The organism is Pirellulales bacterium (assembly GCA_019636345.1).
Taxonomy (GTDB): Bacteria; Planctomycetota; Planctomycetia; order Pirellulales; family Lacipirellulaceae.
Genome location: JAHBXQ010000001.1, coordinates 839,323 through 860,542 on the forward strand (window position 1 = coordinate 839,323; position 21,220 = coordinate 860,542).

Sequence of the window (21,220 nt, forward strand, 5' to 3'; positions counted from 1 at the left end):
GACTGCGCGACGACTGCGAGTCCGGCGGTTCGACAAGAGTTCAAGTAGGACACACGGTGAATGTTGCTCAAACAGGCCACTCTACTGAGCTTGCTGATTCTCTCACTCGCCAGCAACTGCCGAACCGCCGGCGCAGGAGGTCTTATTAGAGTCGTCGCTCTGGAGGGCGCGCCACTGCTGGGTAGTAGCGGCACCCTTAGTAGTTTCGATTCGCGCGATCCCTTGTTCAATAATGCTGGCGATGGCGCATTCACCGCCAGTGTGATCGAGCCGGGTTTTCGTTCTTCATTCGGGATATTTCGCGGCCATGAGCTCGACGGACTAGCGCAGATCGTCAGGTCTGGCGACATTGCGCCTGACGGCAATGGCAATTTCGACAGCTTCTTTGTGCCGTCTCTGAATGACAACGGCGCGGTTTCATTTCTGGCGTTGCTCGACGACACAAGCGGCGGGTCAAGCGACGAGTTGGGGGTTTTTCGAGGAGACGGAGCGACTCTAACGGTGCAGATCGCGAGGACCGGCGCAACCGTGCCGGGCGGCGATGGCGTGTTCTTCGGGTTTAACGAGCAAACGCTCAATAACGCCGGGCAGGTGGCATTTTCCAGTGATCTTTCCGGCACGCCGAACGACGCGGCAATCTACCTTGGAGACGGCTCGGCAAGCCTTGTGCAAGTTGCGCGAAAAGGCCAGCCCGCCTCCGATGGCAATGGCGCCTACAGTAGCTTTTCGGCCATTGGCCTGAACGATTCGGGGCAAGTCTTGTACAGCGCAGGCCTGCAGGGAACACATGGCGGTAGCTTCGACGATCACGGGCTTTTCTTGTTTTCCCCGGCGTCGGGACCAGAGTTGGTTGTTCGCGAGGGACAACAGGCCCCCGATGGGGTTAACAGAATCGGGGAAATTCTCGGGCCGTCCGTAAACAACGCGGGCCAAGTGGCGTTTCGTACGAGGAACCTCGGGATATTCCGAAACGATGGGCCGATCGGGCTTGTCCAGATTGTTCGCGAGGAACAAGTCGCGCCGGATGGCATGAGCTACTTCATCGATTTTGAGAACCCGGCGTTGAACGAAGCAGGGCAAGTTGCGTTTCGCAGCAGGTTGCGTAGCACAGCTACCGGCCATATCGACGGCGTCGGAGTTTATCGTGCTGACGGGTCCGGCGCCCCGATTCAGATTGCACGAACCGGTCAGTCGATTCTTGGTGGAGACTGGCTCTTCGCCAATTTTATCGGGGAACCTGCATTGAATGATGCTGGGCAAGTCGCATTTGCCGGTCAAGTCACGCATGCTTCAAGCGGCGAAGTTTCTGTCGGCATCTACCTCTTCAATGATAATAAGGGTCTAGTCGAGGTCGTGCGCCTTGGCGATGAATTCTTGGGTGGCCGTCTAATTGACCTAGGCTTCAACAGCGGCGTCGGGGCTCGTCGCAATGGCTTCACCGGCCTGAGCAACGGGGGTGATATTGCATTTAGGTTTGGGCTTGACGATGGTCGCGAGGGATTAGCGATTGCAGTCATACCAGAGCCAAGCACCATCGCGTTGATCGCTATGCTGCTGGCGATCGTAACCCGTCTGAAGTGACCCAGTGACTTGTCCGAATAAGGAAGTTCAGATCCATCTGGCGGATTCGGATCAGCGGATTCACTCAAACCGTACTCTCATAGCATGTGGTACAGGTTTTGGGGGCAGGCCAGTGGGACTGCGATAACTTGCGACTCTCGGACAACGACCAACAAGAAGCGACATAAGGAACGTTTCACATGACCCTCTCCGAACTGCTGCTTCCCGAATTTGACGAAGAGATGGTCCGCACGCGCAAGGTTCTGGCGGTGATTCCCGCCGAACAGATGGGGTGGCAGGCCAAGCCGGAGATGCGGTCCGTGGCGTGGAACGCCAATCATCTCGCCGAGATCGTCGGCTGGACGGCCGGGATCGTCGCCAGCGATTCGTTCGACGTTGCTCCGGTCGGCGGACCGCGGTACGAGACCCCCGACGAGCGCGATCCGGCCAAGGTGTTGGCCGCCTTCGATGCGCATGTCGCCGCGGCGCGCGAGGCGCTGGCCGGGGCGAGCGACGCGGTGCTGGCCGAGAGTTGGTCGCTGCTGATGGGGGGGCAACCGTTGTTCACGATGCCCAAGGGGGCGTGCCTGCGGACGTGGGTGATGAACCACACGATCCACCATCGGGCGATCCTCGCCACGTACCTGCGGCTGTGCGGGGTCGACGTGCCGCCGGTGTTCGGCGCTTGACCCGACGTGCGGCGAGCGCTTGGCAGGACGAGAGGGACGGATTGCCTGCGGAGGGCCGGGAAGAAGACCTCGCGCAGTGGCGCGGAGGTCGCAGAGGACCCACGGACGACTCTCGCCTGATTCCCGCTGCTCGGGTAGATTGAAGCCGCTCGTTCGCAGCGGATCGATCCCGGCTTGGCCCCTCCCGGCTCAAGTCGCTTGCCTGCAAGTCCCTCGCCCCAAGCCCCCCGTTTGCACTGTGCCTCACTATATCGGCGTCGACGTCGGCGGGACCACTAGCACGCTTTCGGTCGGCGATGGCCGGCGGCGGGTGGTTCACGTCTCGCAGCAGTTTCCCACCACGCCCGATCTTGGGCCGCAGTCGTCGGTCGCGGCGATCGAGGCCGCGGCGATTGCGGCGATGGAGGAGGTCGGCTCGTCGCTGGCCGACGTGCGGACGGTGGGGCTCGCCACCCCCGGTCCGGCGACGATGGACGGGGTGCTGCTGTCGACCCCGAATCTCAACCGCGCGTTGTGGGACAACTGCCCGATCCGCGCGATGTTGGAGCAGGCCCTCAAGAGGCACAATGCGGCGATCGTCGTGCGCTACATCGGCGACGGGCAGGCGGCGGCCTTGGGCGAGTACGCGATCCGCAGCCGCGCGCTCCAGTGGGACCGCGTGCCGGCCGAGTCGCTTCCCGACGAGACGTTCCACTCGCTGTTCATGGTCATCGTCGGCACGGGACTGGGGGGCGGCTTCGTTCGCGACGGCAAGCCGATCCAGGGGAGCCAGGGTCGGGCCGGGCATGTCGGCCACATCCTGTTGCCGGCATACGCGTTTCGGCACGAGCACGATCGGCAATTGCTCAAAGGGAACGCCTATGCGACGGCCGAGTCGGCGATTTCGCTGAGCGGGCTGGCGCACCAACTCGAGCATCGGCTGACGCTGCCCGAGTGGGCCGACCATCCGCTCAACAAGACCGACGGAACGGTTCGCGAGAAGGCGAAGCAGTTGCGCGAACTGGCCGCGGCGGGGGACGCGCTGGCGTGCCAGTTGTTCGACGATCAGGCCCGAGCGTTGGGAATTGCGATGTTGTCCGCGAATTACCTCGGCGATTTCGACCGGTTGGTCATCGGCGGGGGCGTGTGCGACTTGGCCCCGGCGGTCCGCGAGCGCTACCAGCGGCTGGCCGAGGAAGAGTACCGTCGCCATGCGCTCGACGGCTTCCGCAATTTGGATCGGCTGGAGTTCTCGGTCTGCCGCGACGAGGCGCCGGTGATTGGGGCGCTGGAGTGGGCGATCAGCGGGGCCGTGTGACGCCCGTGCGCGCCGTGGTTCGCGCTGACGCTCTCACGCAAAGGCGCCAGAAGGCGCCAAGTCGCCGCGCCGTGTTCCGCCTGCCGTTGCTATTCCGGGATTGCCGAAGGCTTTACAATGACAGTGCGGGCATTCACGGTGACGCCCACTGCAGCTTAGCGCCGTCGTGCCCTCGCGCTTGTTTGCGTAACAAGTCACGTCGCTTCCCAGTTCGACATCGCATGACCAATTTCTTTCGCAAGACGGCTTCCGGAGCCTACATCGCCAACACGGCGACCGTGTTGGGGGACGTCGTGCTCGGCGCCGGGGCAAGCGTCTGGTTCTCGGCGGTCGTCCGCGGCGACGTGGCGCCGGTCACCATCGGCGAGCGGGTCAACATTCAGGACGGGGCCGTGGTCCACTGCGACACGGGAATTCCCAATCGCATCGAGGACGACGTCGCCATCGGCCATCGGGCGGTCGTCCACGGGGTGCGGGTGGGGCGCGGCTCGCTGGTGGGGATGGGGGCCGTCTTGTTGGGACGCACGGAGATCGGCGAGGAGTGCCTGATCGCCGCCGGGGCGGTCGTCCCGCCGGGGCTCATCGTGCCGGACCGGTCCCTGGTCGTCGGCGTGCCGGGCAAGATCGTGCGCTCCGTCAATGCCAAGGAGCACGAGTACCTGCGTTGGCTCAGCCGACGGTACGTCGACCTGTGCGCGCGGTTCGAGGCGGGCGAGTTCGAGTCGGTCGTTTAGCGGGTTCTCGTTCTGCCCGCGCGGCGACCAGCGACGCAAAGACCGCCCAAGAGCAGGGCGACTGCGGTCGGCTCGGGGACGGCATTGGAGGAGGCGGTCAGGGGGAGATTGAGCGCGCTGTCGCCGTAGTTTCGCTGCCAGAGCAGGAAGTCGCGGCCATCGACGTCGCCGTCTCCGTTGGCGTCGCCGTTGCCCGCCGAGGCGCCGCCGCTGGTCCCGAAGCCGGCGAGCCAGATCGCCAAATCGTCGTCGTCGACGCTCGCATCGGCGTCGAAGTCGCCCGGGACGAGCGCATTCGTCCTTATGCGATAGATGCTGCCCGTGGCCGAGCTGAAGGAGCCGAAGTTGACGATGTAGAGATTCCCCACGGCGTCCTCGCCGAATGACACGGGCGACGTCAGCGAGCCGACGTCGGGAATGAGCATGCCGCTGATGATCTGTCGGGTCCCGATCGGGTCGGCCGGATCGAACATCCAATAGCGTCCCGAGCCGTAGTCGCCGAAGATGTACTTGCCGCGCAAGGTCGGGTCGGGGCCGCGGTAGATGTACCCCCCCGTGACCGAGGTGCCGGCGAAATCGGAGCCGGTGCGCGGGTACTCGTAGACCGGATCGGTGGCGCCGGGCGCGGAACCGCCGACTCCGCCGGACGGGGTGGCGATCGTCCCTTCGCGCAATCGCCAGCCGTAGTTGATTCCCCCGGGCGCGCCGGCCGGGTGAACGTTGATCTCCTCCCGGGCGGTTTGACCGACGTCGCCAATCCAGAGATCGCCGGTCGCTCGGTCGAAACTGGACCGCCAGGGGTTCCGCAGGCCGTAGTCGAAGATCTCGTCGTCCCCCGTGATCCCCACGAAGGGGTTGTCGGCAGGAATCGCATAGTTGCGATTCGCGTCGTCGGGAAAGTCGTCGCCGTTCACGTCGATCCGCAGGGCTTTGCCCAAGAGATTGTTGGTGATGTCCTGCGAGTTGCCTGTGCCGGACGTGTGGCCGTTGCCGATATCGTTCGATCCCCCGCCGTCGCCCGACATGATGTAGAGATAGTTGTTGACCGGGCTGAACCCGATCCAACCGCCGTTGTGATTGTCCTGAGGCTGGACGTAGCTGAGAACTCGATTGAAGCTCGTCCCGGCGACATTCGGGTTGGCCGTGACTTGGTACTCGCGGATCTCGTTGCTAAAGGGGGAGACGGCTCCGCCGAGGTTGATTCCGCCGTTGTCGATCGTGACGTTGACGTAGAATTTGCCGTTGTCGGCAAAGTCAGGGTGGAAGGCGAGCCCCAGGAGCCCCCCTTCGCCTACGGCGTCGGTTCCCGAAATGGACAAAAACGGGGTCGGCAACAGCGTCTTCGTCGCGACGTCAATGATGCGAATCTGTCCCCCCTTGGTGAGGACGAACAATCGGTCGCGATCGCCGGGGGCGTGCGTGACGTAGACCGGTTGCGCGAGGCCCGTCGCCATTCGCTCGGCGCCGACGATGGCGGCCTGCCCGGTCGGCACGGCGACAAACAGCGGGGCGGCGGCAAGGGCGATCAGAAAGCAGAAGGAGCGGAGGAGTCCGCGGCAACCCGGCAGGTTGCAGATTCGAAAGCAAGCGGCCATGATTCTCTCTGTTCCGGTGACAACGTGCGGCGACAGGTCGCGAGCAATCGTGGCGGCGTCGCGACCGGTCCCTCCAAGATAACGCCATGTCGCGCGGGGCGCCAAACCTTTCTGCTCGTCGTTTCGCTTCACATTCACTCGCTGAACGCATGATTGCTGATTTGCGCAATAAACTTGCAGAGATCCCGCGAATCCGACTCGGCAATTTGCCGACGCCGCTAGTGGATTTGCCTCGGATCGCCGCCGAATACGGCGGGCCGCCGCTGGGGATCAAGCGGGACGATCTGACCGGCTTGGCGACCGGAGGAAACAAGACCCGCAAACTTGAGTTTCTCGTCGCCGACGCAGTCCGGCGCGGGTGCGACTGTCTGATCACCGCCGGGGGGCCGCAATCGAACCACTGCCGGCAAACCGCCGCGGCGGCGGCGATCGCGGGGCTCGAGTGCCATCTCGTCCTCGGGGGCGAACCGCAACCGCGGGTCGGCAATCTGCTGCTCGACGAGTTGCTGGGAGCGACGATCCACTGGACTCCCCGCGAGCGACGAACAGCGCGAATGGAGGAGCTTGCCGCCGAGTTGATCCGCGTCGGGCGCTGTCCCGACGTCATTCCGGTCGGCGGTTCCAACGCCCGCGGGGCGCTGGGTTACGTCGCCGCGATGGCCGAGTTGGTCGAGCAGCTTCCGGCTTGCGGGTCGAGAGCGCCGCACCTCGTGTTTCCGACGAGCTCCGGCGGGACGCAGGCGGGGATCGTGTTGGGGGCCAAGCTCGCGGGATTCGCGGGACGCATCACCGCGATCAGCGTCGACCAGATTCCCGACGAGCATGTTCCCGACGAGCGAGCCGAGGAACGCTTCCTGGCTCATGTCGCCACAGTGGCGAACCAAGCGGCGGCGCTGCTGGGCGTTCCGTCTGTGCTGACGGCCGATGATTTCGCGACGAATTACGACTATCTCGGCGCCGGTTACGGCGTCGTCGGCGACCTGGAACGCAAGGCGATTCGGCTGCTGGCGCGACGCGAAGGGGTCCTCGTCGGGCCGGTCTATTCGGGGCGGGCGTTCGGGGCGCTGTTGGACATGGCGCGCCGCGGCGCGTTCGCGGAAGACGAGGCAGTGGTATTCTGGCACACGGGGGACGAGTCGGCGCTGCACGCCTACGCGGCCGACTTGGCGTGATCGCCCGCTTCGTACGCGGCGCCGGTTGTCGGCCGCCTGCCGCGCTTGGCCAGCCGTTCAACTTTGCCTAACTGGCGTCATCGGGCCAATTTGCACGATGTGCGCCTCGTACGGGCTTGACGCCCGATACTGGCGATGTGGCGCACTGGATGCGCTTGCTTGCATTCATGAACCCTCGCGGAGCCCACGGATGGGAACTGCCCGACGCTACGCGCCGTTTTTGTTGGTCGGCTGTTGCGCCTTGGCGTCAGGATGCGGGCTCAACACGGCGGTCATCCAAAAAGGGGGCAACGGCCGCCAAGGCGTGCTGTTGAACTACTCCTGCGGCGCCGGGGTCTGCGACCCGATCGACCCAGCCAAGCCCACGATCGTCATTACGCACGGGTGGAACCCGCTTCCCAACCGAATCCATACGACCTTTGCCGAGTCAGGCGCCCGGGCCCTCCGCTGTCGCTGCGGAGACAGCTACAACATTCTCAGTTGGGACTGGAACGGCGTGCGGGTCAAGGCCCTGAACAACGAGCCGGTGCGCATCGGCCGCGAGCAGGGTCGGATGATGGCCGCGGCGCTGATGAGTCGCGGGGTCGACCCGGGCCGCACGCAGATCATCGCCCACAGCTTGGGGACGCTCGCCGCAACCCAGGCTGCCGTTTGTCTCGCCCATTCCACGGGAGCCCGAGTTGCGCAGTTGACGCTGCTCGATCCTCCGAAGCAGTTGCATGAGGAGATCTTCGACAAGCTGTGCGCCACCGGACACGCGCGGTGCGTCGAGAACTACTGGTCGCCCGGGGTGAGCGGCTACGGCGACCATGTGAGCCGCCCCGGGGTGCAGAACTTCGTGGTGCGCGGCACGACGCCCGTCCGCGGGATCGTCGACCTGAGCATCTCGAACCACGTCTACGTGATGCGCTGGTATTACGAGACGATGCGCTGCCCGCAGATGAAGTGCGGATTCCAGAACAGCGTGTTCATCGGCTGCTGCGGATCTCGGGCCTGGCGCGGCGAGTACGCCGAGGACCAAGCAGAACCGTCCGAGGCCGGCGAACTTGCCGTGCAGGACAAGGCGGGGGCCGTCGACGACGAGCGCCGCGCCGCAGCGGATTCCCCCGTTTACACCGCGGCGACGTCGGCCGGGTCTCGGAAGCGATAGCCGACGCCCCGGACCGTCTGGATGAGATCGGCGTGGGAGTCGAGCTTCTTCCGCAGGGCGCGGATGTGGACGTCGATTGTCCGCTCGAGCACGATCGCATCGTCCCCCAGCGCGACGTCGATAAGCTCGGCTCGCGAGAAGACCCGGCCCGGCTGCCGCAACAGCGCCGCCAGCAGGCCGAATTCGCTGGGGGTGAGATCCAGCGGGTTGTCGCCCACCGTGACGCGGTGTCGGCGGCGATCGATCATGATGCCTTGGCTGACCAGCACGTCTCGGTCGCCGCTCCCCTGCTCTTTTCGACGCAGCAGCGCCTGGATGCGCTGCAGCAGCACCTTGACGCTGAACGGCTTGGTGACGTAGTCGTCGGCGCCGACGGAGAATCCGACGAGTTCGTCGGTTTCCTCGCTGCGGGCGGTGAGCATGAGCACCAACACGTCCTGCAGGGCGAGGTCGGCGCGGATCTGACGGCAGACCTCCAAGCCGTCGATCATCGGCAACATGAGGTCCAGGAGGACCAGCTCCGGTACGCGCAAGCGCGCTTCGCGCAGCCCCGACTGCCCGTCGCGGGCGACCTGGGTCTCGTACCCTTCTTGGCGCAGGTTGTAGTCGAGGACCTCGGACAGCGAGGCGTCGTCCTCGATAATCAGAATGCGGGCTTTTGGCATGTCTTCAAATCGCGACGTTGTCGCCTCGGTGGCGGGCGATTTCGCCTTCGACCAAATAGATGACGTCCTCCGCAATGTTCGTGGCATGATCGCCGATCCGTTCGACGTGCCGTGAGGCCGAGTAGAAGTGGAGCGCCGGCTCGACCTCCGACGGGTTCGCGGCGATCAGGTCGTACATGTCCGCAATGACCTGCCGATTGAGCCCGTCGACTTCATCGTCGCGGAGACAGACCTCGCGGGCCGCCTCGACGTCGAGACGCACGAAGGCGTCCAACGCGTCTCGGACCATCGAGATCGCGATCTCGGCCATTTGGTCGAGGTTGGCGGGGGGGTCGAACTCGGGGTGCATCACCAAGCTGCGGGCCCGTTCGCCGATGTTGACGGCGAGGTCGGCGATCCGTTCCAGGTCTGTGTTGATCTTCATCACCATCGCGACGCGGCGCAGGTCGACCGCGACCGGCTGGTGGAGCGCGAGGATCTTCAGGCAGTCTTCCTCGATCTGCACCTCGCGGCGATTGACCTGTTCCTCGTCGGCCATCACTTCGCGGAGCCCGTCGGTGTTCAGTTCTCGCAGCGCCTCGCATGCGCGGTAAACCATCTGCTCGACGACCGCCGACTGGTCGAGGAGGCTTTGCTCCAAATCTTTCAGGTCGCGTTGCAGGTGCTTTGACATATGGCGGAGTCAGGGACGATGCGGTTCTTGGAGGACAGTTCGGGGGGAGGCGGAATCCAGGATGCACGCGGGGAGTGCGAGGCTCGAACGCCGGCTGAGCGAGATCAACCGAACCGCCCCGTGATATACTCCTCGGTTTGCTTCTCTTTGGGCTTCGTAAAGATTTCGTTGGTCGGCCCGGCTTCGATGAGGCGGCCTTCGTAGAAGAAGGCTGTTTGGTCGGAGACCCGAGCCGCCTGCTGCATGTTGTGCGTCACGATGACGATCGTGTAGTTGTCCTTGAGTTCAAAAATGAGATCTTCGACGCGAGCGGTGCTTTTGGGATCGAGCGCCGAGGCGGGTTCGTCCATCAGCAGCACGTCGGGGCTGGTGGCCAGCGCCCGGGCGATGCACAGCCGTTGCTGCTGGCCGCCGGAGAGTTGCAGCGCCGACGTATCGAGTCGGTCCTTCACCTCGTCGAACAGCGCTGCCTGCTGCAAGCAGCGTTCGACGATTTCGTCCAGCACCTCGCGGCGGCGAATTCCCGCCACCCGCGGGCCATAGGCCACGTTTTCGTAGATCGTCTTGGGGAAGGGGTTCGACTTCTGAAAGACCATGCCGACGCGCTTGCGGAGCTCGACGACGTCGGTCCGCGGGCGGTAGATGTCCTGATCGTCCAGCAGGATGGAGCCCTCGACGCGGGTCCCCTCGATCATGTCGTTCATGCGATTGAGACACCGCAGGAAGGTGCTCTTGCCGCACCCCGAGGGGCCGATGAGGGCCGTGACGTGTCGCTCGGGGACCGCCAGGGTGATGCCGTGCAGCGCCTGATGCTCGCCGTAGTAGAAGTTGACCCGCTCGGCGGTCACTTTCTTGGGGAGCTTCTTGATTTCCGCCGCGGTCGGCGGGGCGACATTGGAGTCGGTGCGCATCATCGGCGGGCGTAGCGGGGGCTGGCTCGACATCGTTTCGCTCATGTCGGATCGGCCGCGGAGGGCCGACTCCTGGCTCGCTGGCGCCGAATCGGCGGGTGGAAAGACTGTCGCCATAGGGGTTCGTTCAATCCGGGCTCGGGACGAGCGGCTACCATTGGACACGCTTCCCGAACTTGTAACGCAAGTAGACCGCAAGCGCGTTCATCACGATCAGCACCGTCAGCAGGACGATGATCGCCGCGGCGGCGACCTCGTGAAACGCCTCGTCGGGCATGTCGGTCCAGTAGTAGATTTGCATCGGCAGGGCGGTGAATTCGTCCTTGGCGAGGTTCTGGGGGACCTTGCGGACGATCGTCGCGGCCCCGATGGCGACCAGCGGAGCCGCCTCGCCCAGGGCTCGCGACAGCGACAAAATGACCCCGGTCAGCATTCCCGGCAGGGCCGCGGGCAACAATTGCCGCCAGATGGTCTGCCATCGCGTCGCCCCCAAGGCGTACGAGGCCTGCCGAATGGTGTTGGGGACTGCCCGCAACGCTTCCTGGGCCGACAGGATCACGATCGGCAGCACGACGAGGCTCATCGTGAGGGCCCCCGCGAGAACGCTGCGGCCGAGGTTCAGTTGTCGCACGAACAGCCCCAGGCCGAGGATGCCGTAGACGATCGACGGCACGCCGGCCAAGTTGGCGATGTTCGTCTGAATGATCGTCCGCATCCGGCTGGGGGGAGCATACTCTTCAAGATAAATGGCGGCCCCGATGCCGGCCGGCACGGCGATCAGCGCGGTCAGCCCAATCAAGTAGAGGCTGCCGACCAGCGGCACGAGGATGCCGGTCCGCGCGGCCGCGTAGGAAGGTTTGCGTTGCAGAAACGACCAGTCCAAACGGTCCCAGCCGAACTGGAACGTCTTCCACAGAATCGCCGCCAGCATCAACAGGCAAATCGTCATGCACGTGCCGCACGCAATCGCGAACATCCGCGACAACAGCGGAGCGTACGGCCGGCCGGGGGCTTCGTAGGCGAGAGGTCGGGGCATCGGGTGGAAGGCTTGAGGCGTAAGGACTGAGACTTGAGGGGCGAGGGGGAGCGTTGTTGCTGGAGGGGACTCAGGCGTCGTCAGTTCCGGCTCTTGACCTCTGACGCCCGCCCTCTCCCTCTCCCGCGTCATTCATACTTTTCCCGCATTCGGGAGAGGATCCACTGGGCCACGACGTTCAACAGCAGCGTGATCAGGAACAACGCCATGCCGACGGCGAAGATCGAGCGATGTTCGGGCGTGCCGGCCGCCGCGTCGCCTTGGCTGACCTCGACGATGTAGGCTGTCATCGTCTGGATGCTCTTGAGCGGATTGAGCGTCAACTGAGGCGTGGCTCCGGCGGCAAGGGTGACGGCCATCGTCTCGCCGATCGCCCGGGCGATCGCCAGCAGGAACGACGCCATGATTCCCGACAACGCCGCGGGAACGACCACGCCCATCGTGACGTCGAGTTTGGTCGCCCCCAGGGCGAACGCTCCCTCGCGCAGCGAGCGAGGCACCGATCGCAGCACGTCCTCGCTCAGAGAGGTGATCATCGGCAGGATCATCACCCCGACGACGATCGACGCGTTGAGAGCGTTGAAAAAGTCGGCCTCGGGGAACGCCCGGCGAATCAGCGGCGAGACGAACACGACCGCCACGTAGCCGAATACGACCGACGGGATGCCGGCCAGGATCTCCAAGAGCGGCTTGACGACGTGCCGCACCCCGGGGCTTGCATACTCGCTGAGGTAGATTGCCGTGCCCAGGCCCAGCGGGATGGCGATCAGCGCCGCTCCTCCCGACACCAGCGCCGTGCCGCAGACCAACGGGAGAATTCCGTACTGCGGCGGAGAGAACAGCGGCGACCACCGGGTCCCCGTGAGGAACTCCGTCAGCGAGACCTCGCGGAAGAACGGGATCGACTGGCTGAGCAGCACCAGCACGATCCCCGCGGTCGTCGCCACGGACGCTGCGGCGCAGGTCGCCAGCACGACGTGCATGAACGACTCGAACCACCGCCGGCGCGGGGCGTCGGCGACGGGAGACTCGAGCGTAGGCGCGGCGGACGACATGATCGGCGACTCGGCGGACACGCGAGGTTCGCAGGCGGAGGTCTTGATTCGAACAGGCCTGTTACGGGAGCGACGCTTTGAGCGTTGCCAAGTTCTGCTGTTGCACGTCGTCCGGAGGCTGGACGTAGCCCCGCGCCTTGGCGAAGTCGCCGCAGTTCTCGACGAAGAATTTGACGAAGGCGGCCGCTTCGGGGCGCTTGAGCGACTCTTTGTTCACGTAGATGAACAGCGGGCGAGACAGCGGGGCGTAGGAGCCGTCGACCACGGTCTCGGTCGAGGGTTTGACGGGGCCGTTGCCGTTGTCGATCGCGATCAGCTTGAGCTGATCCTTGTACTCGATGTAGTACGCGTAGCCGAAGTATCCCAGGCTTCCCTTCTCGCCCACAACACCGCGAACGAGCATGTTGTCGTTCTCGCTCATCGTGTAGTCGGAGCGGCTCTGCTTCGCTTTGCCGTTGATAACCTCGGTGAAGTAGTCGAAGGTCCCCGACGCGGTGCCGGCGCCGTACAGCTTGAGCGGTTCGTCGGGCCAGCCTTCGCTAATTTGGTTCCAATTCGTGACGGTCCCCTCGGCCTCGGGACGCCAGATCGCCTTGAGCTGCTCGACTGTAAGCGAATCGCACCAGTCGTTCGCCACGTTCGCCGTCACCGCCAAGCCGTCGTAGCCGATCGTGAACTCGACGTACTCAATGCCCGCGGCGGCAGCCTCTTGTTCTTCAGCCTCTGTGATCGGACGCGAAGCATTGCAGACGTCGATTTCCTTCTGCAGAAAGCGACTCATCCCAGCGCCGGTGCCGGTGATGGCGATCGACGCGCTGACCCCTTCGTTTTCATTGCTGAACTCTTCGCCCGCGACCTCGGTGATCGGCGCCACGGTGCTGGAACCGGCGATCTGAATCGTGCCGCTGAACTCGCCGCCGGAGCAGCCTGCGATTGTCGCGACGACGGTCACAAGTCCAGCCAGAGCCCGAAGGTCGCGACCGGCGTGGGAAGGAGACATGAATTTCTGCTGGAATAGGATGCTGGGGCAGTTGGCCGTCGGCGGCCGCCTGCGGCCGCCGTGCCCAGAGGCTAGCAGGCTTCTGTGAAGAAAATGTTAAGAAACGTGGGGCTTGTCCACCATCTGTCCAACCGGCACGAGCGACCATTTTGCCTGAATCGGCATGGAGTCGGCGGCCGGAGCGTCGCCTGTCGATCGGCCTAACCATCGACCAGCGGCAGCTTTACGGAAAACAGGGCCCCTTTGCCCGGGACGCTCGTCACGGCGACGCTCCCCCCCATGATCTGGCTGAGGTGCTTCACAATGGCCAGTCCCAGTCCGGTTCCCCCAAGCTCTCGTGAGCGGGCCTTGTCGACCCGGTAGAAGCGTTCAAACACGCGGGCGTGGTGTTCCGGGGGTATGCCAGGACCCGTGTCGGAGACTTCGATCACGGCCATCTCGCCCTCGCGGCGAGCGGCGATGCCGACTCGCCCCCCCTCGGGGGAATATTTCACTGCGTTGTCGACGAGGTTGCTGAGGATCTGCCAAAGCGCTTCCTCGTCGGCGCGCACATTCAGTTCCCGATCCCCGGCGTCGTTGACGAGGGCGACCGATTTGGACTTGGCCTGCGTTTCGTAATCCAGGACGCACCGCTCAGCGACCTTAGCCACGGAGACCGTCGTGAGTTCGAGCGTCGTCTGCCCCGACTCGATCCGAGCGAGGCTCAACATGTCGCGCACCAGTTGATTCAGCCGATCGCTCTGTTCGTCGATGCGGCGCAAGAATCGCTCGGCGTTGTCGGGATCGTGCAGCGCGCCTCCCAGCAACGTCTCGGCGTAGGCTTTGATCGAGCTGAGCGGGGTCTTCAACTCGTGCGACACGTTGGCGATGAACTGTTGCCGCAGGCCTTCCAGACGTTTGAGTTCCGAGATGTCGCGAATCACCAAGACGGCGCCGGGGCACGGGTCGCCGGGCAGCGGCGAGGCTCCCGCCTCGAACGTCCGCGGCTTGCCGGCGCGCCACACCAGTTCGCGCTCCTGGAACTCCCCGGTTCGCATCGCGTGTTGGCACGCCTCGCGGAGCTCGTGACTGCGGACCGCCTCAAGCAACGTGCGCCCCTCGACCGCCTGAGCGTTGAAGCCTAACGCCGTTCCCGCCGAGCGATTGGCGAACAGGATCCGTTCGTTCGCGTCGACGGCGACGACCCCCTCGGCCATTCCTTCGAGCACCGTCGCTTGGGTCTGCCAGTTGCGGTGGAGTTGGTACTCGCGCTTGGCGAGTCGCTTGCCGATTTCGGCCAGCGACTGGCTGAGCGAGGCAAGGTCGTCGTTCACCCGATTTGACACGACGATTCGCTGGTCGTAGTCCCCCCCCGCCATGGCGCGGGCGGATTGCGCCAGGTCGCGCAGGGGCCGAGTGGTTCGGGCGAGGATCAACAGCAGCCCCGCAGAGAACGCCGCTGTGGCGATCCCGCCCAGCTTCCACGCTGCGAGGCGCCGCTGGTCGGCGTCGTCATCGATATGTTCTGCCAGGGCGGCTAGGCGGACGAAGCCGACGATCTCCTTGCCCCGGTTGATCCGCACGGCCCGGTAGCGGAAGCGCTGGCCGAAGGTGGAACTGACTCGCGTGGCAAAGGCGGCGCCGCTGCGGCGGGCCTCGACCAATTCGACGCGATTTCGGTGGTTTTCCAGCTTCCGGACCGATTCCAGCGACCGAAGCTGCGATTCGCCCACGACGCGCCCTGCGGAGTCGACCAGGGTCGCCCGCAAGTCGGCGAACTTGTCGATCGTGACGGCGAGATCCTGGGACGCGGCGTCGAGTTCTCGGGGCCAGGAATTCAGCAGCAACGCCGCCGCCCCGTCGGCTGCCGCGTCAAGCCGTTCGTCCCAGGCGTCCCGTGCCGCTTCTCCCTGCCTCTGGGCGAACCAGCCCGTCAGCAATGCCAGCGCAATCGCCGACAGCAGCACCGCGGGCAACACGAGGCGATGCAGCATGGCGATGCGTGGCATGAAGGTCGAGTCCTTTCAGCGGGGCGGGCGCTGCCAATGTCCTCGCTTCGCGCCGCACGAGCCGTTCGCAGTCATCGCCGCGAGTTCAGGTGTACCGCACGCCGCGATGCTCCGGTTCGAAGAACGCGGGAAGCAGGCCATCGACTTGCAGCAGGCCGGCGCGGGTCAGTTCGATCCGCTCCGGCGAGATCGTCGCGTAGCCGGCGGCTGCATATTCGTCCCATGTCTCGCGCCATTCGGCAAGGACGTCGACGCCGAATTTTTGGCGGAAATAGTCCGGCTCCAGATATCCCCGTTTGAGTTGCAGGATCAGTTCCCGGACGAGGGCCTGATGGGGGGTTATCCGCAGCGCCCGGCCCAGCGGCAGCTCGCCCGACTCCAGCGATTCGCAGTACTGCTGCCACTCCGGCAAGTTTTGATAGTGGACCCCCGACGCATGGCCGAAACTGGCGATCCCGGTGGCCAGCAGGTCGCTCCCCCGCCACAGGTTGTCGCGGTAGCTGAAGTTCACTTTGTGCGTGTCGCGGACCATCGTATATGCGCTCGAGACGCCGTACCCCGCGGCGGCGAATTGGTCGAAGGCGTAGTCGACCCAGGCCCGCTTCTGCGGCCAATCGGCGACCGGCGTCTCGATCTTGTTGCCCAGGATGTCCTGCGAGTAGACCGTGTTGAACGGCAGCTCCATCTGGTAGATCGTGACGCTGTCGGGCTGCAGTTCCAGGGCCCGGCGGACCGTGTGACGCCACTTGGCTTCGGTCTCGCCGACCATGCCCGAGATGAGGTCGATGTTCACGTTAGGAAATCCAGCGGCCTTGATCCAAGGCCACGCGCGGTCGATCTCGCCCGACTCGTGGGCCCGACCGTTGTCGCGGAGCACTTCGTCGTCGAAATGTTCGACCCCCAGGCTCAGCCGCGTCACGCCCAGGTCCCGCAGGGCGTGGACCTTCGGCTCGCTGAGCGTGCCAGGCTCGCACTCGAACGTGACTTCCTCGGCCTTATCCCAGCGGATGTTCGCTTCGAGCCGTTCGACCAGCCGGCGCAGTTGCTTCTCGCTGAGAAAGGACGGCGTCCCCCCGCCAAAGTAGACGAATCGGAACGGCCGATCCCCCATGACGGGAAGCCGGCTCACCAGTTCAATCTCCCGCGACAACGCGGCCAAGTAGCGCTCGACCTCGGGGGCGTTCTTGTCGGTGAAGACTTTGAAGTAACAGAACTTGCACCGTTTGCGGCAGAACGGAATGTGCAAGTAAAGACCCAGCGGTACGTCGGCCGGAGGCGCGGCGAGCGCCGCTCGAGCATCGTCCGTACCGTCCGCCGACCATCGCGAAAACGGAGGATAGTTGCTGATGAAGTAGCTGCCGACTTCAGTCTTGGTCGAGGTCTCGGGCACGGTCGTTTGCCGATCTTTCTGGAGGGAATCGCAACGAACTAGCGCCTTGTCAGCCCGAAATCTAGCCTGTCTTTTAGATAACCGACGAGCTAGAGCCGTCGCGGCGTCATGCGAGCGCTACTCAGGGACGCCGATGCAGTACAGCGTACCATCGGTGTTGCCGACGACCAACCGACCGTCGCTGACGGCGGGCCACGCGATGAAGCTGCCGCCGGCGTCGTATTGCCACAGCTCCTCCCCGTCGGCGAGGTTCACGGCGTAGAGCCGGCCTCGATTGGTGCCGAACAGCGCCGCGTCGCCGGCGATCGTCGGCGAGCTCGTGGCCCGACTCCGGGCGGCGAACTCCCACCGCGGTTCGCCTGACTTCACGTCAAGGGCGACCACCTGCTTTTGGTGCGTGGCGTAGACGACCAGCCCCTGCGCGATCGCGGGGGCGTGCAACTCTTGACCTTGCCCCGGCGTGCGATGGCGCCACCGTTCCTCAAGCGTCTTGGCGTCGATCGCCAGAAACGAGCCGCCGGCCGTGCTGAAGTAGAGCCGCCCGTCGAGAAAGGACGGGACCGAGTCGGGACGGTCGCCGAAGTCGACGACCGAGACTTCGTTTCCGGTTGCGAGGTCGATGGCATGGAGCTTGCTGTCGCAACCGGTGATCCAGGCTCGCCCCTCGGCGACGGTCGGCCAGCAGCGGAGCGGCTCCTCGATTTTGAACTGCCAACGTTCGTTGCCCGTTTCCAGCTCAAGCGCGAACAGCCGTCCTCCGTCGGTCGTCACAAGGACAAGGCCCCCGTGGACGTTGGGTGGCGCATACAGCTCGCTCTGGGCCTCAAATCGCCAGGCTTCCCGGCCCGTCGCCGCGTCGAGCCGGCGCAGGACGCCGTTGTAGTCGACGACCAGGAGCGCTCCGTCGACGACCGCCGAACCGGCGACGAATCCTGTGTCGGGGAAGGCTTGCCTCCAGACCTCCGTACCGTCGCTCAGGTTCAGCGCGTAGAACGTCCCGTCGATGTCGCCGACGTAGACGACCCCGTCGACGATCGACGCAGTCGCCTCGAAGCCGGAGTTCTTCACGGAAAAGGTCCACAGCACGTCAAGATTCTCGATGTCGCCGAGTCCGGCGGCGACGGCGCCCGTGGCGTGAGCGTCGCCGCGAACCAGCGGCCAGTCAGCTTGACACGGTCCGGCGAACCCCCACACGATCGCTGCAGCAGCAGTTGTTGCGAGCACTCGCCGGAGCGAACGGCAATGGAGAATTTCGGAACACATTTGGCAGGAAATGCGAGGGACTGATCAGGAGTTTCGGTTCAGAATCTGCCTGTGCGTGCGTCGGTGCTTGCTCGAATTCCGAGCATTCACGAACCGCAAGACTCTTGATCGTGAAGCAAAGCATGCGTCACGGCAGGGCGCCTGGGCTCGTCGCGCAGCGAAGCCCCCAGGTCTTCAGCGGAGGGCTCGCAATGTTCGATCCCAGCCACGCACGACTGGGGCATCCGGCATCGCTTCCGATATCCGTGTGATTCGTAGGTCTCCCTTTGCGCCGTCGTACTAAAACGCCAATTCGTACAGCTCCAGGAAATCAGATTCGGCCAGCGGCAGCGGGTTGAACGTACCGGTCCACTGCTTCGTCGCGTCGACGGCCAAGGCGGAGAGTTGGTCGCGCGGGATCTCGACGTCACGCAATCGCACGGCTAGGCCCGCCTCGGACAGCAATTCGCTCACGAACGCTGCCAGATGCTCAACCGACTCGGCCGGTTCGCGGCCGCGCGGATAGCTAATCATTGCGTCCGCTTCCTGATAGGCCAGCGCCGCCCCGTCGGCTGCGGCGTTCTTGCGGAGGACGTGGGGCAACATCAGCCCGACCGCTTCGCCATGGGGGACTCCGAAGGCGGCCGTCAGCGGGTTGGCCAGGGCGTGAGCGGCGCCCAGCATCGAGCACTCGATCGCCAGCCCCGCGTAGCACGCCCCCAACTGCATCCACGACCGGGCCGCGAGGTCGTCGGGCCGCGCCAACACCCGCGGGAACCCCTGCGACAGCAACCGCCACGCTTCGCGGGTGAACGCTGCGGACATCGGGGTTCGAGCGGTCGTGACCAACGTTTCCAATGCGTGCGCGACGGCGTCGATTCCCGTGAGCGCCGTGACGCGCCGCGGTTGAGTCAGCGTGAGCTCCGGGTCAAGCAGCGCCACGCGAAACGCGGCTCGTTTGTCGCCGCAGGCCATCTTTCGGTGCGTGGCGGCGTCGGAGATTAGGGCGAACGATTGCGTCTCGCTCCCCGTGCCGGCGGTCGTGGGGACGGCGATCATCGGCAGCATCGGCCCGGTCGCTTTGCCGACGCCCCAGTAGTCCTCCATCCGCCCGCCGCAGCTATACAGAAAGTTGATCCCTTTGGCGCAATCCATGCTGCTGCCGCCGCCGACGGGGACGATCGCTTGCGGCCGAAAGTCGTGCGCGACGGCAAGCCCCGCGTCGACATGGTCCGTGGTCGGATTCTCGCGTAAGCCCTCGAACAGCCGCGTCTGCATCCCGGCCCGCTCGAGCGCGTCGATCCCGCGCTGAGCATGCCCCGTGGCGACGACCCCGGGATCGCTCACCACGAGCACGCGCGATACGTCCCCCAGCGAACGCGCAAGCTCTCCCAACTCCGGCAACCGGCCGGGGCCGAAGACGATTCTCGTGGGGAGGTGGAAGTTGAAGGAATTCAATGGGACTGCCTTTGCCGATTCGCCTCTGAATTCGATCTGATGTGTCGCGCAACCCGCTCTCTGCGTTCCCTTGCCTCACCCCGTTTGCAGCGCTCGGCTCCGATACAGAAACTCAATGAGGTTCCCTTCGTGCGGCTGCAGCCAGTCGAGTTGCGGGGTCGGGATCGGGCCCAGGTTCAAGCGGTCGATGTCGGTCGAGGCGATCAGGTCGCGGCGAAACGATTCGTCCTCCGTGATTGCCGTGGCGACCAGCGTCGGGCCGATCGCCCCGAGCATCTTCGCCTGGGAGCACTCGACGACGCTGACCGCAGGGAACATGTATTCCTTGTTCGCCGCAGGGGCCCCAGGGCTTTGGCAATGGAGCACCACCGGCCGCAGATAAGCCACCGGCGGTCGCTCCACGAGTCGCGGGCCGAACGTCTCGGTCATATGCGTCGTTTGCGGGTCGGCGAAATCCCGTTCCAGCGCTTTCCAGATTGCGGCAGCGGCTCCTTCCATCGTGAACGCGGCGAGTCCCGCGTCGGGATCGTCGGGAGGGAGGACGTCGATCGGACCGAGTCGCTCGGCGAGCGCTGCAGCAATTTCGCGCGTGTGCCGCGACGCGTAGATGCTGCTGGCGTTGATGCAACTTCGCCCGCCGTTGCGGGAGACGCTGTCGACCATCAGATCGAGATGATCTTCCCAGCGATCGACGCAGTCGTCGCCGAACAGGATCTTGCTGAATCCGGGGCCGTGCACCTGCACGCCGGGGTTGCCGGCGTACTGCCGGACGGTTTGCGGGCCGCCGAAGATCATGCTGCGACGGCAGGCGCCCAGGATCGCCCCGCCGATGTCCCCCCCGGCGCCGGGGTACAGGCAAAACGCTTCGCGTGGAATGCCCGCTTCAGTCATCGCGGAAAACACGCGGTAGGGAGTCCACGGCTCACTGCTCCCCGGCTTCAACACCAGCCCGATTTGCAGCGCGATCACCGGCAGCCACAGCGTGTGAACCCCCGGCGAGTTCGACGGCAGCACGGCGCCGAGCGCGTCGCATTGTGCCTGATAACTGACGGTCACTCCGCGGCCTTCTTCGCCGTAGCCGCGGGCGAGGATGTTCAGGTCGAGTCCGCGCGTGAGCGCATCAAGGATCCTGTCGATGTTCTTCAGGACGAACGCATTCTTCGTCACATTCGCCGCGCACATGGCGAGCGGCATGCCGGTGGTCGCCGATTGCAGCTCGATGAAGTCGCGGGGCGATTGCTGCGCGCTGCCCACCGACAACGTGCCGGATTCGAACGCCTCGCCCGCTGTTTTGCAACGAGCGATGAGTTCGGCGGGCGAGAGCGCTTGCAGCGCCCGGCGGGCGAGGACCGCCTTCTTGGCGTCGCGGTTGATCAGTCCGGAGCCGACGGAGTGGATGCGCGCAACCGGCTCGCCGGTCATAAAGTGTTTCACCTCGTCGACTTCGAGCGATTCGTACGGTTCGCCCCAACGGATGGCGGGCAGTTCGATCATGGCAAGCGGCGGGGATGCAAGAGGAAAGCCAGCGACGAAGCGTCCGAGCCAACCGAGCGGCGGCTCCGAATTGTAACAAGAACCGCGCTTGCGCGCAGGGACCGCGACCAG

The 21,220-nt window shown here is 64.9% G+C and carries 18 protein-coding genes; 6 read left to right on the plus strand and 12 right to left on the minus strand.

Translation table 11 applies throughout. The annotated features are described in order from the left end of the window. Nucleotides 1–60: 60 nt before the first annotated feature. The 4 genes from KF688_03235 (at nt 61) to KF688_03250 (ending at nt 4,280) form a co-directional block, all read left to right on the plus strand. On the plus strand, nt 61–1,581 hold the full coding sequence (locus tag KF688_03235; protein ID MBX3424673.1) for a hypothetical protein: 1,521 nt from the start codon (nt 61–63) through the stop codon (nt 1,579–1,581). Nucleotides 1,582–1,760: 179 nt separating this feature from the next. Then, nucleotides 1,761–2,249, plus strand: a complete 489-nt coding sequence (locus KF688_03240) for a DinB family protein (GenBank protein ID MBX3424674.1) — start codon at nt 1,761–1,763, stop codon at nt 2,247–2,249. A 238-nt stretch (nt 2,250–2,487) separates the two neighbouring features. Beyond that, nucleotides 2,488–3,546, plus strand: coding sequence for an ROK family protein (locus KF688_03245; GenBank protein MBX3424675.1), 1,059 nt, complete (start codon nt 2,488–2,490; stop codon nt 3,544–3,546). A gap of 221 nt (nt 3,547–3,767) precedes the next feature. Next, entirely contained in the window at nt 3,768–4,280 is a 513-nt protein-coding gene (locus tag KF688_03250; protein MBX3424676.1) for a gamma carbonic anhydrase family protein, read from the plus strand. On the opposite strand, the gene KF688_03255 is transcribed toward KF688_03250, so the two are convergent. Then, complete coding sequence (locus KF688_03255; protein ID MBX3424677.1) at nt 4,277–5,875, minus strand: PQQ-dependent sugar dehydrogenase; 1,599 nt, start codon at nt 5,873–5,875, stop codon at nt 4,277–4,279. The genes KF688_03250 and KF688_03255 overlap by 4 nt on opposite strands. A gap of 149 nt (nt 5,876–6,024) precedes the next feature. Here KF688_03255 and KF688_03260 point away from each other — a divergent pair, with 149 nt between their 5' ends. Beyond that, on the plus strand, nt 6,025–7,047 hold the full coding sequence (locus KF688_03260; GenBank protein ID MBX3424678.1) for a D-cysteine desulfhydrase family protein: 1,023 nt from the start codon (nt 6,025–6,027) through the stop codon (nt 7,045–7,047). A 190-nt stretch (nt 7,048–7,237) separates the two neighbouring features. Continuing rightward, nucleotides 7,238–8,197 carry a hypothetical protein gene (locus KF688_03265; GenBank protein MBX3424679.1) on the plus strand — a complete coding sequence of 320 codons (960 nt, stop codon included), beginning with the start codon at nt 7,238–7,240 and terminating at the stop codon, nt 8,195–8,197. Here the strand turns inward: KF688_03265 and KF688_03270 are convergent. The 11 genes from KF688_03270 to KF688_03320 form a co-directional block, all read right to left on the minus strand. After that, nucleotides 8,158–8,862: a winged helix-turn-helix domain-containing protein gene (locus KF688_03270; GenBank protein MBX3424680.1), complete on the minus strand. Its 705-nt coding sequence runs from the start codon at nt 8,860–8,862 to the stop codon at nt 8,158–8,160. The two genes, KF688_03265 and KF688_03270, sit on opposite strands and share 40 nt — an antisense overlap. Nucleotides 8,863–8,866: 4 nt before the next feature. Then, nucleotides 8,867–9,535, minus strand: coding sequence for a phosphate signaling complex protein PhoU (phoU, locus tag KF688_03275; GenBank protein ID MBX3424681.1), 669 nt, complete (start codon nt 9,533–9,535; stop codon nt 8,867–8,869). Nucleotides 9,536–9,639: 104 nt separating this feature from the next. Continuing rightward, the gene (locus tag KF688_03280) at nt 9,640–10,449 is read right to left on the minus strand and encodes a phosphate ABC transporter ATP-binding protein (protein ID MBX3424682.1); all 810 of its coding nucleotides are present in this window, start codon (nt 10,447–10,449) and stop codon (nt 9,640–9,642) included. A gap of 148 nt (nt 10,450–10,597) precedes the next feature. Then, on the minus strand, nt 10,598–11,482 hold the full coding sequence (pstA, locus tag KF688_03285; protein ID MBX3424683.1) for a phosphate ABC transporter permease PstA: 885 nt from the start codon (nt 11,480–11,482) through the stop codon (nt 10,598–10,600). A 128-nt stretch (nt 11,483–11,610) separates the two neighbouring features. Continuing rightward, nucleotides 11,611–12,465 carry a phosphate ABC transporter permease subunit PstC gene (gene pstC / locus KF688_03290; GenBank protein MBX3424684.1) on the minus strand — a complete coding sequence of 285 codons (855 nt, stop codon included), beginning with the start codon at nt 12,463–12,465 and terminating at the stop codon, nt 11,611–11,613. A 133-nt stretch (nt 12,466–12,598) separates the two neighbouring features. Further along, complete coding sequence (locus tag KF688_03295; protein ID MBX3424685.1) at nt 12,599–13,537, minus strand: PstS family phosphate ABC transporter substrate-binding protein; 939 nt, start codon at nt 13,535–13,537, stop codon at nt 12,599–12,601. Between the two features lie 200 nt (nt 13,538–13,737). Further along, on the minus strand, nt 13,738–15,525 hold the full coding sequence (locus KF688_03300; protein ID MBX3424686.1) for a PAS domain-containing protein: 1,788 nt from the start codon (nt 15,523–15,525) through the stop codon (nt 13,738–13,740). A gap of 85 nt (nt 15,526–15,610) precedes the next feature. Beyond that, nucleotides 15,611–16,915, minus strand: coding sequence for a coproporphyrinogen III oxidase family protein (locus KF688_03305; GenBank protein ID MBX3424687.1), 1,305 nt, complete (start codon nt 16,913–16,915; stop codon nt 15,611–15,613). Nucleotides 16,916–17,032: 117 nt separating this feature from the next. Further along, complete coding sequence (locus tag KF688_03310; GenBank protein ID MBX3424688.1) at nt 17,033–18,139, minus strand: PQQ-binding-like beta-propeller repeat protein; 1,107 nt, start codon at nt 18,137–18,139, stop codon at nt 17,033–17,035. Between the two features lie 318 nt (nt 18,140–18,457). Then, the gene (locus KF688_03315; protein ID MBX3424689.1) at nt 18,458–19,615 is read right to left on the minus strand and encodes an iron-containing alcohol dehydrogenase; all 1,158 of its coding nucleotides are present in this window, start codon (nt 19,613–19,615) and stop codon (nt 18,458–18,460) included. 75 nt (nt 19,616–19,690) lie between these two features. Continuing rightward, nucleotides 19,691–21,109 carry an aldehyde dehydrogenase gene (locus KF688_03320; GenBank protein MBX3424690.1) on the minus strand — a complete coding sequence of 473 codons (1,419 nt, stop codon included), beginning with the start codon at nt 21,107–21,109 and terminating at the stop codon, nt 19,691–19,693. Nucleotides 21,110–21,220 lie beyond the last annotated feature (111 nt).

Excerpts from the sequence above, each read along its gene's own strand:
- KF688_03235 (MBX3424673.1), top strand. The coding sequence starts at position 61 with ATGTTGCTCAAACAGGCCACTCTACTGAGCTTGCTGATTCTCTCACTC.
- KF688_03240 (MBX3424674.1), top strand. The coding sequence starts at position 1,761 with ATGACCCTCTCCGAACTGCTGCTTCCCGAATTTGACGAAGAGATGGTC.
- KF688_03250 (MBX3424676.1), top strand. The coding sequence starts at position 3,768 with ATGACCAATTTCTTTCGCAAGACGGCTTCCGGAGCCTACATCGCCAAC.
- KF688_03255 (MBX3424677.1), bottom strand. The coding sequence starts at position 5,875 with ATGGCCGCTTGCTTTCGAATCTGCAACCTGCCGGGTTGCCGCGGACTC.
- KF688_03260 (MBX3424678.1), top strand. The coding sequence starts at position 6,025 with ATGATTGCTGATTTGCGCAATAAACTTGCAGAGATCCCGCGAATCCGA.
- KF688_03265 (MBX3424679.1), top strand. The coding sequence starts at position 7,238 with ATGGGAACTGCCCGACGCTACGCGCCGTTTTTGTTGGTCGGCTGTTGC.
- KF688_03270 (MBX3424680.1), bottom strand. The coding sequence starts at position 8,862 with ATGCCAAAAGCCCGCATTCTGATTATCGAGGACGACGCCTCGCTGTCC.
- phoU (MBX3424681.1), bottom strand. The coding sequence starts at position 9,535 with ATGTCAAAGCACCTGCAACGCGACCTGAAAGATTTGGAGCAAAGCCTC.
- KF688_03280 (MBX3424682.1), bottom strand. The coding sequence starts at position 10,449 with ATGATGCGCACCGACTCCAATGTCGCCCCGCCGACCGCGGCGGAAATC.
- pstA (MBX3424683.1), bottom strand. The coding sequence starts at position 11,482 with ATGCCCCGACCTCTCGCCTACGAAGCCCCCGGCCGGCCGTACGCTCCG.
- pstC (MBX3424684.1), bottom strand. The coding sequence starts at position 12,465 with ATGCACGTCGTGCTGGCGACCTGCGCCGCAGCGTCCGTGGCGACGACC.
- KF688_03295 (MBX3424685.1), bottom strand. The coding sequence starts at position 13,537 with ATGTCTCCTTCCCACGCCGGTCGCGACCTTCGGGCTCTGGCTGGACTT.
- KF688_03300 (MBX3424686.1), bottom strand. The coding sequence starts at position 15,525 with ATGCCACGCATCGCCATGCTGCATCGCCTCGTGTTGCCCGCGGTGCTG.
- KF688_03320 (MBX3424690.1), bottom strand. The coding sequence starts at position 21,109 with ATGATCGAACTGCCCGCCATCCGTTGGGGCGAACCGTACGAATCGCTC.